At 60.6% G+C, this 14656-nt stretch carries 16 protein-coding genes; 3 read left to right on the top strand and 13 right to left on the bottom strand.

Translation table 11 applies throughout. From position 1 onward, the window contains the following. Window positions 1-102 precede the first annotated feature (102 nt). From nrdF to nrdH, 4 genes are all read right to left on the bottom strand, one after another. A complete protein-coding gene (gene nrdF, locus AC6CH8_RS18840) occupies window positions 103-1077 on the bottom strand; it encodes a class 1b ribonucleoside-diphosphate reductase subunit beta (protein ID WP_011775019.1) in 975 nt (324 codons plus the stop codon). Between the two features lie 122 nt (window positions 1078-1199). Next, the gene (gene nrdE, locus AC6CH8_RS18835) at window positions 1200-3341 is read right to left on the bottom strand and encodes a class 1b ribonucleoside-diphosphate reductase subunit alpha (protein WP_429331917.1); all 2142 of its coding nucleotides are present in this window, start codon (window positions 3339-3341) and stop codon (window positions 1200-1202) included. A gap of 11 nt (window positions 3342-3352) precedes the next feature. After that, entirely contained in the window at window positions 3353-3823 is a 471-nt protein-coding gene (nrdI, locus tag AC6CH8_RS18830) for a class Ib ribonucleoside-diphosphate reductase assembly flavoprotein NrdI (RefSeq protein WP_091467904.1), read from the bottom strand. 63 nt (window positions 3824-3886) lie between these two features. Further along, window positions 3887-4129, bottom strand: coding sequence for a glutaredoxin-like protein NrdH (gene nrdH, locus AC6CH8_RS18825; protein ID WP_011775022.1), 243 nt, complete (start codon window positions 4127-4129; stop codon window positions 3887-3889). 394 nt (window positions 4130-4523) lie between these two features. On the opposite strand from nrdH, the gene AC6CH8_RS18820 reads away from it, so the two are divergent. After that, entirely contained in the window at window positions 4524-5489 is a 966-nt protein-coding gene (locus tag AC6CH8_RS18820) for a LysR family transcriptional regulator (protein WP_498191870.1), read from the top strand. A gap of 50 nt (window positions 5490-5539) precedes the next feature. Beyond that, the gene (locus AC6CH8_RS18815) at window positions 5540-6046 is read left to right on the top strand and encodes a DUF2004 domain-containing protein (protein WP_011775024.1); all 507 of its coding nucleotides are present in this window, start codon (window positions 5540-5542) and stop codon (window positions 6044-6046) included. A 117-nt stretch (window positions 6047-6163) separates the two neighbouring features. Here AC6CH8_RS18815 and AC6CH8_RS18810 read toward each other — a convergent pair whose 3' ends face one another. The 6 genes from AC6CH8_RS18810 to AC6CH8_RS18785 are packed head-to-tail and all read right to left on the bottom strand — an operon-like array spanning window position 6164 to window position 11234. Beyond that, window positions 6164-6871 (bottom strand): hypothetical protein, encoded by a 708-nt coding sequence (locus tag AC6CH8_RS18810; RefSeq protein ID WP_498191868.1) that lies wholly within the window; start codon window positions 6869-6871, stop codon window positions 6164-6166. Next, window positions 6868-7884, bottom strand: a complete 1017-nt coding sequence (locus tag AC6CH8_RS18805; protein ID WP_498191866.1) for a vWA domain-containing protein — start codon at window positions 7882-7884, stop codon at window positions 6868-6870. The genes AC6CH8_RS18810 and AC6CH8_RS18805 overlap by 4 nt, the downstream gene beginning before the upstream one ends. Continuing rightward, a complete protein-coding gene (locus AC6CH8_RS18800) occupies window positions 7866-8837 on the bottom strand; it encodes a vWA domain-containing protein (protein WP_498191864.1) in 972 nt (323 codons plus the stop codon). Before AC6CH8_RS18800 ends, AC6CH8_RS18805 begins: the two co-directional genes overlap by 19 nt. Next, window positions 8828-9304 carry a hypothetical protein gene (locus AC6CH8_RS18795; RefSeq protein WP_178994981.1) on the bottom strand — a complete coding sequence of 159 codons (477 nt, stop codon included), beginning with the start codon at window positions 9302-9304 and terminating at the stop codon, window positions 8828-8830. Before AC6CH8_RS18795 ends, AC6CH8_RS18800 begins: the two co-directional genes overlap by 10 nt. Beyond that, on the bottom strand, window positions 9294-10223 hold the full coding sequence (locus tag AC6CH8_RS18790; protein WP_498191862.1) for a DUF58 domain-containing protein: 930 nt from the start codon (window positions 10221-10223) through the stop codon (window positions 9294-9296). Before AC6CH8_RS18790 ends, AC6CH8_RS18795 begins: the two co-directional genes overlap by 11 nt. 12 nt (window positions 10224-10235) lie before the next feature. Beyond that, a complete protein-coding gene (locus tag AC6CH8_RS18785; protein ID WP_498191874.1) occupies window positions 10236-11234 on the bottom strand; it encodes an AAA family ATPase in 999 nt (332 codons plus the stop codon). Between the two features lie 128 nt (window positions 11235-11362). Between AC6CH8_RS18785 and AC6CH8_RS18780 the strand changes: the two genes are divergently transcribed. Next, window positions 11363-11566 (top strand): hypothetical protein, encoded by a 204-nt coding sequence (locus tag AC6CH8_RS18780; RefSeq protein ID WP_243836799.1) that lies wholly within the window; start codon window positions 11363-11365, stop codon window positions 11564-11566. A gap of 7 nt (window positions 11567-11573) precedes the next feature. Here the strand turns inward: AC6CH8_RS18780 and AC6CH8_RS18775 are convergent, their stop codons facing one another. The 3 genes from AC6CH8_RS18775 to AC6CH8_RS18765 are packed head-to-tail and all read right to left on the bottom strand — an operon-like array spanning window position 11574 to window position 14619. Next, on the bottom strand, window positions 11574-12392 hold the full coding sequence (locus AC6CH8_RS18775) for a carbohydrate ABC transporter permease (RefSeq protein ID WP_420178244.1): 819 nt from the start codon (window positions 12390-12392) through the stop codon (window positions 11574-11576). Continuing rightward, a complete protein-coding gene (locus tag AC6CH8_RS18770) occupies window positions 12389-13258 on the bottom strand; it encodes a carbohydrate ABC transporter permease (RefSeq protein ID WP_498191860.1) in 870 nt (289 codons plus the stop codon). The genes AC6CH8_RS18775 and AC6CH8_RS18770 overlap by 4 nt, the downstream gene beginning before the upstream one ends. Further along, window positions 13255-14619: an extracellular solute-binding protein gene (locus AC6CH8_RS18765; protein WP_498191872.1), complete on the bottom strand. Its 1365-nt coding sequence runs from the start codon at window positions 14617-14619 to the stop codon at window positions 13255-13257. Before AC6CH8_RS18765 ends, AC6CH8_RS18770 begins: the two co-directional genes overlap by 4 nt. Window positions 14620-14656 lie beyond the last annotated feature (37 nt).

The following is a 14656-nucleotide window of genomic DNA, read 5'->3' as shown; positions in this document are numbered from 1 at the left end:
ACCACCCGCCGACGGAGCTGCGTTGCCTCAAGCTGCGCACAAAAAAGGCGGACAGCCGATCGCTCGCTGTCCGCCTTCTAAAGTCGACTAATAGACGACGTCTTAGAACTCCCAGTCCTCATCCTCCGTGTTGACAGCTTTGCCAATCACGTAGGAGGAGCCCGAGCCGGAGAAGAAGTCGTGGTTCTCGTCGGCGTTCGGGGACAGGGCCGACAGGATGGCCGGGTTCACGTCGGTGACGGAAGCGGGGAACATGGCCTCGTAGCCGAGGTTCATGAGGGCTTTGTTGGCGTTGTAGTGCAGGAACTTTTTGACGTCCTCGGCAAGGCCGACACCGTCGTAGAGGTCGTGCGTGTACTGAACTTCGTTTTCGTACAGCTCGAAGAGCAGCTCGAACGTGTAGTCCTTGATTTCCTGCTTGCGGGCCTCGGAAACCTTCTCCAAGCCCTTCTGGAACTTGTAGCCGATGTAGTAACCGTGCACGGCCTCGTCGCGAATGATGAGGCGAATGAGGTCAGCCGTGTTCGTGAGCTTGGCTCGCGAGGACCAGTACATGGGCAGGTAGAAGCCCGAGTAGAAGAGGAAGCTCTCCAGCAGAGTGGACGCAACCTTGCGCTTCAGGGGATCGTCGCCCTGGTAGTAGTCCATGACGATCTGGGCCTTCTTCTGCAGGTTCTCGTTTTCGAGGGACCAGCGGAAAGCGTCGTCAATCTCCTTGGTGGAGCACAGGGTGGAGAAGATGGACGAGTACGACTTGGCGTGCACCGACTCCATGAAAGCGATGTTGGTGTACACAGCTTCTTCGTGCGGGGTGATCGCGTCCGGAATCAGCGAAACGGCGCCGACGGTGCCCTGGATGGTGTCCAAGAGAGTGAGGCCAGTGAAAACGCGCATGGTGAGCTGCTGCTCGTCCGGCGTCAGTGTGTGCCACGACTGGACGTCGTTGGACAGCGGCACCTTCTCCGGGAGCCAGAAGTTATTGACCAGGCGGTTCCAGACTTCCACGTCCTTGTCGTCCTGGATCTTGTTCCAGTTGATGGCCTCGACGTGTGTCAGCAGCTTGACCTTTTCGGTCATTTCATCCCCTTAAGCGATGGTTTTCTTGAGATAAGCCTACGACGGCGGGTGGTAACCCGCCGTCGTAATCTTTAGTTTTGAGTGCGGCAGCCCGCCGCAAGGAATCAACCGAATTTAGTTGATTAGAGCGCACAGCTGACGCAGCCCTCAACCTCGGTCCCTTCGAGGGCCATCTGGCGGAGACGGATGTAGTAGAGGGTCTTGATGCCCTTGCGCCATGCGTAGATCTGCGCCTTGTTGATGTCACGCGTGGTGGCGGTGTCCTTGAAGAACAGCGTCAGGGACAGGCCCTGGTCCACGTGCTGCGTGGCAGCGGCGTAGGTGTCGATGATCTTCTCGTAGCCGATTTCGTAGGCATCCTGGTAGTACTCCAGGTTGTCGTTGGTCAGGTAAGGGGCCGGGTAGTAAACGCGGCCGATCTTGCCTTCCTTGCGGATTTCGATCTTGGCGGCCACCGGGTGGATCGAGGACGTGGAGTTGTTGATGTAGCTGATGGAACCGGTGGGCGGAACGGCCTGCAGGTTCTGGTTGTAGATACCGTGCTCCATGACGGAAGCCTTCAGCTCGCGCCAGTCATCCTGGGTGGGGATGTGGTGGCCGGCGAAGAGCTCGCGGACGCGCTCCGTCTCCGGAACCCATTCCTGCTCGGTGTACTTGTCGAAGAACTCACCGGAAGCGTAGGTGGACTTCTCGAATCCGCCGAACTTCTGGCCGGTCTCGATGGCCAGGCGGTTGGAAGCGCGCAGGGCGTGGAACAGCACCGTGTAGAAGTAGATGTTGGTGAAGTCCAGGCCCTCTTCGGAGCCGTAGTGGACGTGCTCACGGGCAAGGTAGCCGTGGAGGTTCATCTGGCCGAGGCCAATCGCGTGGCTCTGGGCATTGCCCTGGGCGATGGAAGGCACGGAGTTGATGTACGACATGTCCGAAACAGCGCTGAGGGCGCGGATGGAGGTCTCAATGGAGAGACCAAAGTCCGGCGAATCCATGGTCTTGGCGATGTTCATGGAACCGAGGTTGCAGGAAATGTCCTTGCCAACGGTCTCATAACTGAGGTCCTCGGCGTAGATGGACGGCGAGGAAACCTGCAGGATCTCCGAGCACAGGTTGCTCATGGTGATCTTGCCGTCAATCGGGTTGGCCCGGTTCACGGTGTCCTCGAACATGATGTACGGGTAGCCGGACTCGAACTGGATCTCCGCGAGAGTCTGGAAGAACTCGCGGGCGCTGATCTTGGTCTTCTTGATCCGGGAATCGTCAACCATCTCGTAGTACTTCTCGGTCACCGAAATATCGGAGAACGGAACGCCGTAGACCTTCTCGACGTCGTACGGGGAGAAGAGGTACATGTCCTCGTTCTTCTTGGCGAGCTCGAACGTGATGTCCGGAACCACGACGCCCAAGGAGAGCGTCTTGATGCGGATCTTCTCGTCAGCGTTCTCACGCTTGGTGTCCAGGAAGCGGTGGATGTCCGGGTGGTGGGCGTGCAAGTACACGGCACCTGCGCCCTGGCGGGCACCGAGCTGGTTGGCGTAGGAGAAACTGTCTTCGAGGAGCTTCATCACGGGGATAACACCGGAGGACTGGTTCTCGATCTGCTTGATCGGGGCGCCGTGCTCGCGAATGTTGGTGAGCGAAAGAGCTACACCGCCGCCGCGCTTGGAGAGCTGGAGCGCGGAGTTGATGGCGCGGGCAATCGACTCCATGTTGTCCTCGATGCGGAGCAGGAAGCAGGAGACGAGCTCACCGCGCTGAGCCTTGCCGGCATTGAGGAACGTGGGAGTGGCCGGCTGGAAGCGGCCATCAATGATTTCGTCAACGAGGCGGTTCGCCAGCTCTTCGTCACCGCGGGCCAGGTGCAGGGCCACCATGCAGACGCGATCTTCGTAGCGCTCAAGGAAACGCTTGCCGTCAAAAGTCTTCAGCGTGTAAGACGTGTAGAACTTGAAGGCGCCGAGGAAGGTCTCGAAGCGGAACTTCTTTTTGTACGCGCGGTTGAAGAGGTCGCGGATGAAGTTCATCGTGTACTGATCGAGGGTTTCGCGCTCGTAGTACTGGTTCTTCACCAAGTAGTCGAGCTTCTCTTCCAGGTCGTGGAAGAACACCGTGTTGTTGTTCACGTGCTGCAGGAAGTACTGGTGCGCAGCTTCACGGTCGGCTTCGAACTGGATCTCACCGTTGGGGCCATACAGGTTCAGCATGGCGTTGAGCTCGTGATAACCCAAGCCCTTGAAAGCCTCAGGCAGCGGCTTCTTGACCGTGTCCACAGCGCCCCCGGTTACTTCTGTTTCTGCGACAGTTGTGTCCAAAACTTTTCCAGCCCTTCGTTGACCCGTTGAACGTCTTCCGGCGTCCCCATGAGTTCAAATTTGTAAAGATGCGGCACCTTGCACTTGACGGAGATGATGTCCCCCGCTGCGCAGTAGTTATCCGCGAAATTGGTGTTCCCTGCTCCAATAACACCCCGGATCAGTTTCCTGTTCCGGGGATCGTTCAAAAACCTGATGACCTGTTTCGGCACCGAACCTTCGCCGTTTGTTCCGCCGTAAGTGGGCAGCACAAGGACGAAAGGTTCAAGGGCCTGAAGCGGCGCATCCTGGGCATAGAGCGGGATGCGCGCTGCATCCCTGCCCAGTTTTTGGACGAATCGTTTGGTGTTCTCGGAAGTCGAGGAAAAGTAGATGAGGTGACTCCTGGTGGTGACCGCTTCCGCAGCTTCGCGTACGGTTGCCGTTGCCAGCGGTGCCATGGGAGTCACCTCCACTACATAGGAATTCTGAGTTTGCTGTGGTGGCGAAGTTTGAATGAAAACTTAGGCCACGGAGGAAACAGCCTGGGCCAGTTCCTCGATCTTGTCCGGGCGGAAACCAGACCAGTGGTCCTGCTCGGTCACGACAACCGGCGCCTGCATGTAGCCCAGGGCCTTGAGGCGCTCGAGGGCCTCGGCGTCCTGGGAGATGTCGACACTCTGGTAGGCAATGCCCTTCTTGTCGAGTGCACGGTAGGTTGCGTTGCACTGAACACAGGCCGGCTTCGTGTAAACCGTAACGGTCATGATCCCTGTCCCCTTAGTTGAAGTCTGTCGCTCTTCGTATCTGGCGGGCTCAACCGGAACTAGTTTCTGAATCCGATACCGGCCCGCGGGCTGCTGTGGCAGCCAACACGCTTATTTAGTCTTGTGCTGGTTTCCCGCTCAATCCGTAAATTGATACTACATGTAGTGCAAGCGCCTCGCCGGAACCCCAAGATGATGTATTACAAGTATGTCATTCAATCCACCGCTCGTCCACAGGCGGGGGCCCTCAAAATGTCCGTGATTCCGCCGAATTGAGAGATGTCATCCACACCCTGTGGACTACTTAGCCACATTTAATCTTCAGCGTGTCGCCCGGATACGGCGTGTCGTGACACTTTGAAAATGTGGCGTGGCGAACAGCTAAAATCGGCTGATGGTCAACCTTCTCCATCTCCGCACCTTGATGGAGGTCACCCGGTTGGGTTCCTTCGCAGCCGCTGCCGCCCAACTCGGCTACACAGCTTCCGCAGTCTCCCAACAGATGGCTGCGCTGGAACGCGATACCGGCGTCGAGCTCTTCCAGCGATCAGCCCGCAGCGTTGTCCCAACGGAGGCCGCGGTGACCATGACCCGGCACGCGTCGAAAGTGCTGACCGACGTCGAGGCCCTCATGGCAGCAGCCTCAAGGACCAATGACTCCCCCGCGCAGGAACTGAGGCTGGGCATTTTCCCCAGCCTCGCAACCTACGTACTGCCGGACATCCTCAGGAATGAGCGATGGAGCGGACTGGGTATTGAGCTGCGGGTCTCCGTAGCCGAGCCGGCACAAACCATTCAAGGCCTGCGCAGCGGCGGTGAACTGGATGTGGCACTTGTGTACCAGGTGGGGCAGTCCGGCCTGGCGTGGCCGCATTCACTGGAACGCCAGTGGATTGGCGACGACGACTTCCGTGTAGTGCTGCCCGCATCCTGGAAGATCCGCGAGGACGCCGAGATCGAAGCAGCACATCTCTCCGACATGCCATGGATCATCCACCACCCGGGCACCAGCGATGCCCTGGTGATCGAACGCCTGTTCGCCAGCTGCAACCTGCACCCCCGGGTGGTGGCCTACAGCGATGATTTCCACGCGAGCCTGGAGATGACAGCCGCCGGCCTTGGTGCCTCGCTGGTACCGGAACTGGCCCTGCGGCACCGGCCACCCGGCGTCGTGGTCCTTGACGTACCGGACATCCGGCTGGCCCGGAACGTGTTCGCCCTTCTCATCAACGAAAAGCGCACAGCCCAAGTGCAGTTGTTCACACAGCTGCTTGCGGACACTCTCAGGGACACCTCGGGAAAGAGTGGTCTTCACCCCCTGAAATCCGCTCCTGTCAAGGGTCGCAAGCTCCAGAGGTGAATTGCTGCGAAGTGCTGGAACCCGCCGGTTGATGGGGTTAGATTGATCACATGGGCAAGGTAGCGAGCAAACATTTTGGGGAGATCGAGCTCAATCACGGGCGTGAACATTGCTTCGTCGCGAGACACGAACTTGGCGGCAACCAGCTGGAGCTGGACCTCAATGTCACCGCGCACGACCACTTCGATGAGGCGGCCATGCGCAAGGTGGACTATAGATTGCGCTTCCTGCCGGAACTAGTGGATCAGGTCAGGGAGATGATCGCCGATGAACTCGACCAGGACGGCACTAATCCCCAACAGTTCCTGCACTTCCACAGCTCGCAGCTCAAGGAAGAGCAACTCGAATCGGTCTTTGGTGTCAGCGACAAGGGCCAGCTCACCAACGACGTCTTCCTGAAAGCCCTCAAACTCGGCCACGTGGCCATCTATCCGGGTCAGCCGGAGCGGTACTTCGTGTTGGACTTCACCCTCGGCTCGCACTTCACCGACGAGCTGCTGGTAGTAGCCGCTGATGAGGACGGCGTGGTGGACGACGAAATCCTGTGGGAGTCGTAAACAGCTTTTAACCGCGAACGACGGCGGCCGGTCACCTTTCGGGTGACCGGCCGCCCGTCGTTATGGCCGGCTTGACGAGGTTGCGCGGGACGCGAGCACAGCAGATGCTACGTCAAGTCACCATGGCCTATCCATACCCGGGGCTTTGTCCGGTCCTCGCAGGTACTCGCCGCGTTCCTGACCTTCCGAACGCTCCCGCTGGGCCTGTTGCGCGGTCTCTTCAAGTTGCTGAAGCTGTTCCTGTTTGGGGGGCGACGGCGTTTCCTGGTTGGGCGTAGTTGCATCGCTGTTCCGCGACTCGCCCTCGGTGATTTTGCCGGCCAGCCGGTCCTGGGCCGCGTCCAGGCTGCCACCCTCTCCGGCGGCGTTTGCCGGACCTTCCGCGTGGCACTGCGGCGGTGCGCTTTTTGCTGCCGCCATAGCTTCCCTGAACAGTTGGGCGGCGGCATCCCGATCCCCGGCGGCGTCCCCCAACTTCTCAATGCTGAGGACCAGATTGACGCGCACTTTGCACTCATCGACACCGGAGCCGGCCCTCAGCGCTGACTCAAAGTCCTTCCGCGCAGCTGTGAAGTCGCCCGCCAAAACGTGGGCATCCCCGGAGGCGAAATGTGCCTTGTGCGGCTCAAGGATGTTGGCTATCTGCAACCAAGACGCCGCGCTGGCCACTCCCTGCTGCTGCCCGGAATCGAAGGACTGACCGGCGGAGGCACCCAGCACCCCAACACTCAGGAGCTTCGCCGCAAGTGCGAGCGCCACGAGCGCAGGTGGCGCTGACCAGAGCGCAAGGCTGCTCCGCCGCCGTCGTGCGTTGTCCCCGTTCATGGGGTGGGCTCCTTCCGCATGGTGGGCCGAAGCGCTTGAAGTGCGGTGAAGTGCCGCAACGGCTCGTGGATTGCCAGGAGGAAAGCGGCCAGGGCGAGCAACCAGTAGATCTCTACGCGCCCCGGGCCGTCGTGTGTCATGGCGGTCATGGCGCCGGGGCGGGCTTGGCCCAACATGTCCTGTGTTGGCTCGGCGCCTGTTCTGTGGGCGTAGGGGACGTGGAGTTGCTCTGCGATGGTTCGCAACTGCGTTTCGTCAATTCGTGAGACGGCATCCTGTGGGGTGTTGGAGGTTTTGTCCTTCACGTATCCAGCGTCAGGGTCCGCGGTTTCCTTCATCGGGCCGCCCTCGCCGGTGCCGTACCCCAGTACCGCTCCCCCGGCCACATGGGTGGTATCCATGGGGGCCGGGGCCTCGGCACTGGTGTTCTCGCCGTCGCCGGCGTAGAAGACCAGTGCCGGACGACCCGGATGTTGCTGGTTAGCGGCTGCGAGCCTTTCTTTCAGGAGTTGTGCCGCACCCGTGACGCTGCTCCCCTTGGCGTATCTGCTGTTTTGGGGTTGCAAGGTGGTCATGGCGGTTTGGAGGGCTGTTGCGTCCTGTGTGAGCGGCATGCGGACGGTTGCTTTGTTGTCGAAGGTGAGGAGGGAGAACTTGGCTCCCGCGAGTTCCTTTGCGATGGCCATGACGTCCTGTTTGACCCCTGAAAGCCGGGTGCCGGTTCCGTTGTAGTCTTCGGCTGCCATGCTGGTGCTGGTGTCTACGACGAAGTAGACGTCGAGGTCAGCGGTGGCGGTTTGGGCTTGGCCACCTGCCCAACCGGGACGCAAAGCGGCGAGCAGAAGAAGTACGACGGCGGCGCTCCGCAGGGCTGCGGGCTTCCAGGTTCGAAGCGGCTGGCTTCGAACACTCCTCATGTAGGTCCAGGCAGTGAAGCCCAGCACGGCGATGAATGCCAAGGCCAGTAAGGGCCACGGAATGATGGGGGCGAAGGTCATGGTTCCAGCCGCCATCCGAGCAGCAGCATTCCCGAGCCGGCAAGCAAGGCGATACCCAGAGGCCAAGCGGGTGTATCGGCGACCACTGCCTGCGGTGCCGCGAGGTAGCTTGTGGCCTCGGTTTCCTGCACTTTTTGGACAATGCCCGGCACGGCGGTGGGGCTGTCCAAGGTGAAGTAGGAGCCGCCGGTCCTTTCTGCTGCGGCCCTGAGCTGGGCACCGGGCTGCCCGGGTTGCTCGCCGTAGTCCATGTCGCCGGGGTTCAGGGCGTACACCTTCACGTTTTTCCCGGCGGCCAGGGCTGCGGCCTCGTCCAAGGTAAAGATCGGTTCCCCGGAAAGGAAGTTGTCCGTGGCCAGCACCACGGACCGTGAGCGCTCCCCTGCGGCCGTGTCGGGGAAGCTCTGTATGCAGGATGCCAGTCCGTCACCAATGAGCGAGGAGCCTTCCCCGTTCCAGGTGCCGTCGAAGAAGGACCCGGTGCCGCTGTCCAAGGCTTCCTTCGCTTGCGTGAGTTGTTCGGCGGCGAACTGGTAGTCGTCGGTGAGCGGGAAGAGTTGCACACTGCTGCTGTCGAAGATGACCATGCCGATTCTTTCGCCGTCGAACTCCTTGGCGAGGTCTTCGAATACTGCAGCGATGGCGGCATCCGTGCTGGTCATGGACCCAGAGACGTCCAAGCACAGCACGATGTCCCTGTTCCTGACTTCCGGCTGCTCTGTTGTGCGTTGGATGGGCCTTGCCGCTGCCGTGGCGGTCGCAGCGAGGAACACTGCGCCCAACACCACCGCGAGCGCCAAGCGGGTGCGGTGCCGGCGTAGGGCCCTTTGGTATTCGGGGAGTTCAGTGAGCCGCCCACCGTGCGCGATTGGCTTGGTTTTTTGCGGACGACGGCGGCGGTACAGCCACGCTGTGACTGTCACGGCTGCTGCGGCCATGGGAAGAATCCACCAGTAGCTTAGTTCCATGCCAAGACCACCTGACGCGCGGTCTCCGCGGATTGCCTGACCGTATGGACGGGTAGCGGCGCGAACTCGTTGGGATAGATGCCGGCCACAACTGCCGCAAGTTCCTTGAGGTCGTGGCGGTGGAGATCCTCGAGGGTCATGGAGGTCACTGGCAGGCTGGTGGCCGCTCCGGCGAACTCCCGCACGAGGAAGCTGAGCCGCTGGTGCGCGTCGCGCTCGGGTAGGCGGCCGGCGTCGGCGTCTGAAGCTGTGGCGTTGATTGCGGCCAGGCAAGCGGCCCGAAGTGTCTCAAGGTCCGGCACCACCGTCACCTGACGGGCTGGATCTTCGTGGACCGCCACCATTTTGCGGGCTGGCCGGAAGATCCATGCGTACCAAGCCCCGATGATGAGCACCAGAACGAGCCCAAGCCACAACCATTGTGGCTGATACTGCAGGGGCGAATAGAAGCCGGCTTCATCCTGCACGAGTGCCACCCCGGGCAAAGGTTCTTGTGGTGAAAGTTCCGGAGCGGTGCTTTTCCAGGAGTGAGAAGACTGCGGTCAGGACGTTCTCGCTGCCGGTTGTGTGTTCCTCGGCGATTCCCAGCCTGTGGAACACGTCCCGCCGCCCTTGGTCGCGTTTAAGCATTGCCGCAGCGTAGGCGGCACGTACTTTACCGTCCACGGCCACAGACCGGGGAATTCCACGTCCCGTGCCCACGTCCGTGCTGTCTTGCATTTGGCTCCCTGGCTCAGCAGCGAGCTCGGCGTCCCGAACGGTCAGCCACAGGACTTCGTGCCGGCCGCGCAACCTCCGCATCAGGCCCTCCGTGCGGGCATCCGGCAGGAACTCGTCCGCAATGACGACAATGAGCAGGCGCCCCTTCAGGTACCTCAGCACATAATCCAACTGCGCTGCGATGCCACTGGCTGGGCCGTCAAGGGAAGCACTCGCATCCACTTCACGGAGCAGCCGCTCCAAATGCTCCTCGCCACTGCGAGGCGGGAGGTACTTGGACGCAACGGCGTTCCCGTGAAGGAGACCCACGTCGTCACCGTGCCGGGAAGCAAGGTACCCCAGGACCCCGGCCGCATGAATGGCGATGTCCTTCTTGGACTCCCCCGAGAACGCCTGTGCCGCCATGTTCCTTCCGGTATCCACCAGTAACAGGACCGCGTGGCGGCGCACTGCGACATAGCGCTTGACCAGGGGTGATCCGTGCCGTGCCGTGGCTTTCCAATCGATGTCACGGACCTCGTCGCCGGGGACATACGCCCGGAGTTCGTCGAAGTCCAGGCTGCGTCCTTTGAAGACCGAACCGTATTCGCCGTCAAGAAGGGTCAGTGTCCTACGGTGGGCGAAGATGAACATCTTCGACTTGACGCGTCGGAGGAGGCTGGGCACGTGCAGGCCCCGCTACGGCGTCTGGACGGACGCCAGTACGGCGTCGATCACGGTTTCCACGGAAATTTCCTCAACCACGGCATCGAATCCGAGAATGATCCGGTGACGCAGGATCCGATGTGCGAGGTTTTTGACGTCCTCAGGTATGACGTGGTCACGCCCCTTGAGCAATGCCATGGCGCGGGATGCTTGGCTGAAGGCGATGCTCGCCCGCGGGCTGGCACCGAATTCCACGACGTTGGCCAGCCTGGGCTCCAGATATTGTGAAGCGTTGCGGGTGACGTAGGCGAGTCCTACGATGTAGCGGACGATCGCCGGATCGATGTAGACCCGCCGTACCAATTCCTGGACCTGGACTACGGCGTCAAGGGAGGCGGCCGCCGGAGGCTTCTGGTCCGCGTTGAACACGCCGGCGTCAATCCGCCGGATGACTTCCGCTTCCTCCGCAGGGCTTGGATAGTCCAGTACGTCCTTGAGCATGAACCGGTCCATCTGCGCTTCGGGAAGTCGATACGTCCCTTCTTGCTCTATGGGGTTCTGCGTAGCCAGCACGAGGAAGGGCTGGGGCAAAGGGTAGGACTCGCCGCCGATGGACGTCTGCCGTTCCTGCATCGCTTCCAGCATGGCGCTCTGGGTCTTGGCACTGGATCGGTTGATCTCGTCCAGCAGGACGATGTTGGCGTGGACCGGGCCCAATTGGGTGACAAACGTGCCTTTGACGGCGTCGAAAATCTGCGTACCGGCGATGTCGCTGGGCAGGAGGTCCGGCGTGCACTGGATCCGGCGGAACTCTGCGCTCACCGACTCCGCGATTGCTTGGGCCGCGGTGGTCTTGGCCAGGCCGGGCACACTTTCCAACAGGACGTGCCCACCGGTCAACAGGCCGATCACAAGCGTCTCCCGCAGCCGTGCCTGGCCCACCACTTTGTTTTCGAAGCTTCGTACGATGCTCCCGACGAGTTGCTGGGCACGGGCCATGTCCGGCGCATCGATTCCGGCCATGGCTGTCATCTGTTGCACTCGTGGTCCCCTTGCTTGCTGGCGTTGATGTGAAACGGCCACTTCATCCAAGCCTTCCTGGAGCGGCGCCGCAATGGGGACCCCTCCCCATGTGGTCTTCCTGGGTCTATTCTTTTGCCATGCATCCGCTACCAGCCGCCTATCAGAAGTACCTCGCCTCCCAGGACCAGCACGTCATCGACGCCGTACGGCCGGTTCTCCTCCAGTCTGCAGCAGACCAACGCCACGGCGTCCGCATCACCTTCAACAGGGGCCCAACCGGTCACCAAGCCCATCTGGACGATTCCATACCCTACGGGGAGATCATCGAGGACATCGACTGACACCGAACTAACCCTTCATAGCGCCAGACAGGGCAAACGAATTTCCCATGCCACGCGATACCAGCGCATAGAGCACCAGCACAGGGACCGAATACAAGATGGAGAACGCGGCCAACTGGCCGTAAGCGATAGCGCCGTGCTGGCCAAAGAAGCTGAAGATGGAAACGGCGGCTGGTTGCTTGCCTGTGGACAGCAGCAGGATGAAGGGGACGAAGAAGTTCCCCCACGCCTGGATGAAAACAAAAATAAACACCACTCCCAGTCCCTGCCTCATCAGAGGCAGGACGATGCTCCGCAGCGCCGCCATCGTGGAGGCCCCATCCACCCACGCCGCTTCCTCCAACTCTAGAGGAACGGAATCCATGAAGTTCTTGGTCATCCAGATCGCCATGGGCAACGTGGTAGTTGCCATGAAGAAGATGGTGGCAGCCATGGAATCCAAAAACTGAAGCTGAACAAACAAGCCATAGACAGGCACCATGATGGCCGTCACGGGCAACGACGTCCCAAACAGGACCGTGTACATGAAGGGCCTGTTGAACCGTGATTGATATCTGGACAACGGGTAGGCGGCAAGCACAGCTGCAAGCACATTCACCACAGCCGTGCCCGCTGACAACAGGAAGCTGTTTGCCAAGGGTTGAAACAACAGCTCGGGAGTCATCACCGCACGGAAGTTCTCGGTGGAAGGCGCCAAGGGGACCTTGGTCTGGTACCCGGCTTGGGGGTCGACGGCGGCCAGCAGCAACCAGAGCAACGGCGCGACAAAACAAATCCCGATGACCGCCAAGGCGATGTCCGCGCCCAACTTGGCCTTGGTGGTCATGGCCGTTGCTCCCGTAGCAACCGCACGTACACGCCACCGAAAATCATCCCCAACAGAATCAGCACCGATGCCACGGCTGTGCCGTAACCAATGTCACCGAACTTGAACGCTTCCTGGTAAGCCAACACCGGCAAGGTGGTGCTGGCATTGGCGGGGCCTCCAGCAGTCATCACCCAGATGAGGGTGAACACAGCCAACGTCTGAAGCGTGATCAGCATCAGGTTGGTGGCGATACTGCTCCGGATGAGCGGCAGCGTGATGAAGGCCAGCCGCTGCCAGCCTCGTGCCCCATCCATGAGCGCCGCCTCTGCGATATCCCTGGGAACGTCAGCAAGCGCTGCCCGGTAAACCAGCATGGAGAAGGCAGTTCCACGCCAGGTGTTCGCCAAGACGATCGCCACCAGGGGAAACGAGTACAGCCAATCCGGGCCCACACCACCGAAGGCTCCCACTAACTGGTTGAGCGTTCCCTCACGGTTGAAGTAGGCGTAGGCGGCAAACGCAGCCACGATCTCCGGAAGCACCCAGGCCGCCACCACAGCGGTCCCCACCCAGGATGCCATTGCCCTGCGCGAACGCGTCATCAACAGGGCAATCAGCAAGCCCAACACATTCTGTCCCAGCACCGCCGACGCTGCGACGAACACTACCGTGAGCCACGCGGCCAAAGGGAAAGAGTCGTCGCTGAACATCCGGACGTAATTGTCTGCACCCACCCACTGCGGGTCTTTGGCCGCCCGCCCTGACAACGCGGCGTCCGTGAAGGAGGCGTAGAAGGACCACGCCACAGGAGCCAGCAGGAACAACAGGAGCAGGAGAACGGACGGGACGACGGGGAGCAGCCGCAGGAAGCGGCGCATTCTCATTTCTCCAGAACCTTGTCCTCACCTACCAGCTTGCGGACGGTGGCATCGTATTCAGCCGCGGCGTCCTCAGGACTCTGCTTACCCGTGATAACGGACTCAGTAGCTACTTGGACGGCCGTGGAGATCCTCGGGTAATCGGCAGTCGCCGGCCGGTAATGCGTTACCTTCACCAAGTCTGAAACGTCCTTCACGAACGGGTTGGCTGCCAGATACTCAGGCTCCGATGCAACATCCGTGCGGACAGCGATCTGGGAGTTGTTGATGTCATAGGCCAGGGCGTTCTTCTTGTTCAGCGCTGTGGTGAGGAACTGGAAGGCCAGTTCAGGGTTCTTGCTCTTCGCCCCCACAGCCAGGGTCCAACCACCGGACATGCTCACGCCACCGGGGTCCTGTCCCTTCTGGGTGGGGAACATTGCTACGCCCATCTCCTGCTCATAGCCGGCCCACTCATATGCGCCGCCTTTCTGCCAGAACGACGGCGTGTAGGAACCTTCCACAGTTGCCCCGAGTTTGCCCTGCGGGAACCACTCGCCAAAGACCTTCTTCCAGACGTTCGCGTCCAGGGCTTCGGCAGGGCTCACGGCGAGCTTCTCGTCATACAGGGTTTTCAAGAACGCCAACGAGTCGGTGAACCCTTGGGAGCCCACCACCCACTTCTTTTCGTTCTCGTCATACAGGCTGCTGTCTGTGCCATAGAGCAGTTCATAGAAGCCCTGCATGACCGTTCCCTCGCCGGTCCCCTTGCCTGCATACATGTTGAACGGGATCACATTGGGATCCGCAGCTTTCATGGCGCGCGCGGCGGTCAGGATCTCGTCCCACGTTTTCGGCTGCCACGGTAGGGAAATTCCCGCCTTCTGCAGGACGGACTTGTTATACCAAATGCCCCGCGTATCAGTGCCCAACGGCACCGCATAAATGCCGCCGTCATCCGCGCGGCCGGCTGCCTTGGCAGCTTCGTTGAACGCCCCCCAGTCGTCCCACTTCTCAAGGTAACTGTCCAGTTTGAGGAGGTAACCGGCGTCGACGTCGGACCGCACCTTGAAGGTGTCCTCATAGAAAACATCCGGCGCCGTATCAGCGGAACGCTGAGCCAGGGCGAGCTTTGTCCCATAGTCGTCGTCATTGGCCTGGATGGGCTGAAGGTCCACGGTCACACCGGAGTTGGAAGCTTCGAATTCCTTCTTGGCGTCCTGCATGACGGTGTCCAAGGCCGTGAACGAGTCCGTTTTCTGATAGACGATCTTGAGCGTTTTGCTCTCAGCAGCCTCAGGTGTGGGCGAACAAGACGTCGCTGCCGTAAGAACGGCAGCGACGGAGACAACGGCAGCGAACTTAACAGCGGCAGATTTCACCGACATTTTAGTCATTGCCTTGTTTTTCACAGGGCGGCGCATG

Source organism: Paenarthrobacter sp. GQ52 (assembly GCF_059759005.1).
The sequence above is the reverse complement of the archived record's forward strand: the minus strand, read 5'-3'. Positions and strand labels throughout refer to the sequence as shown.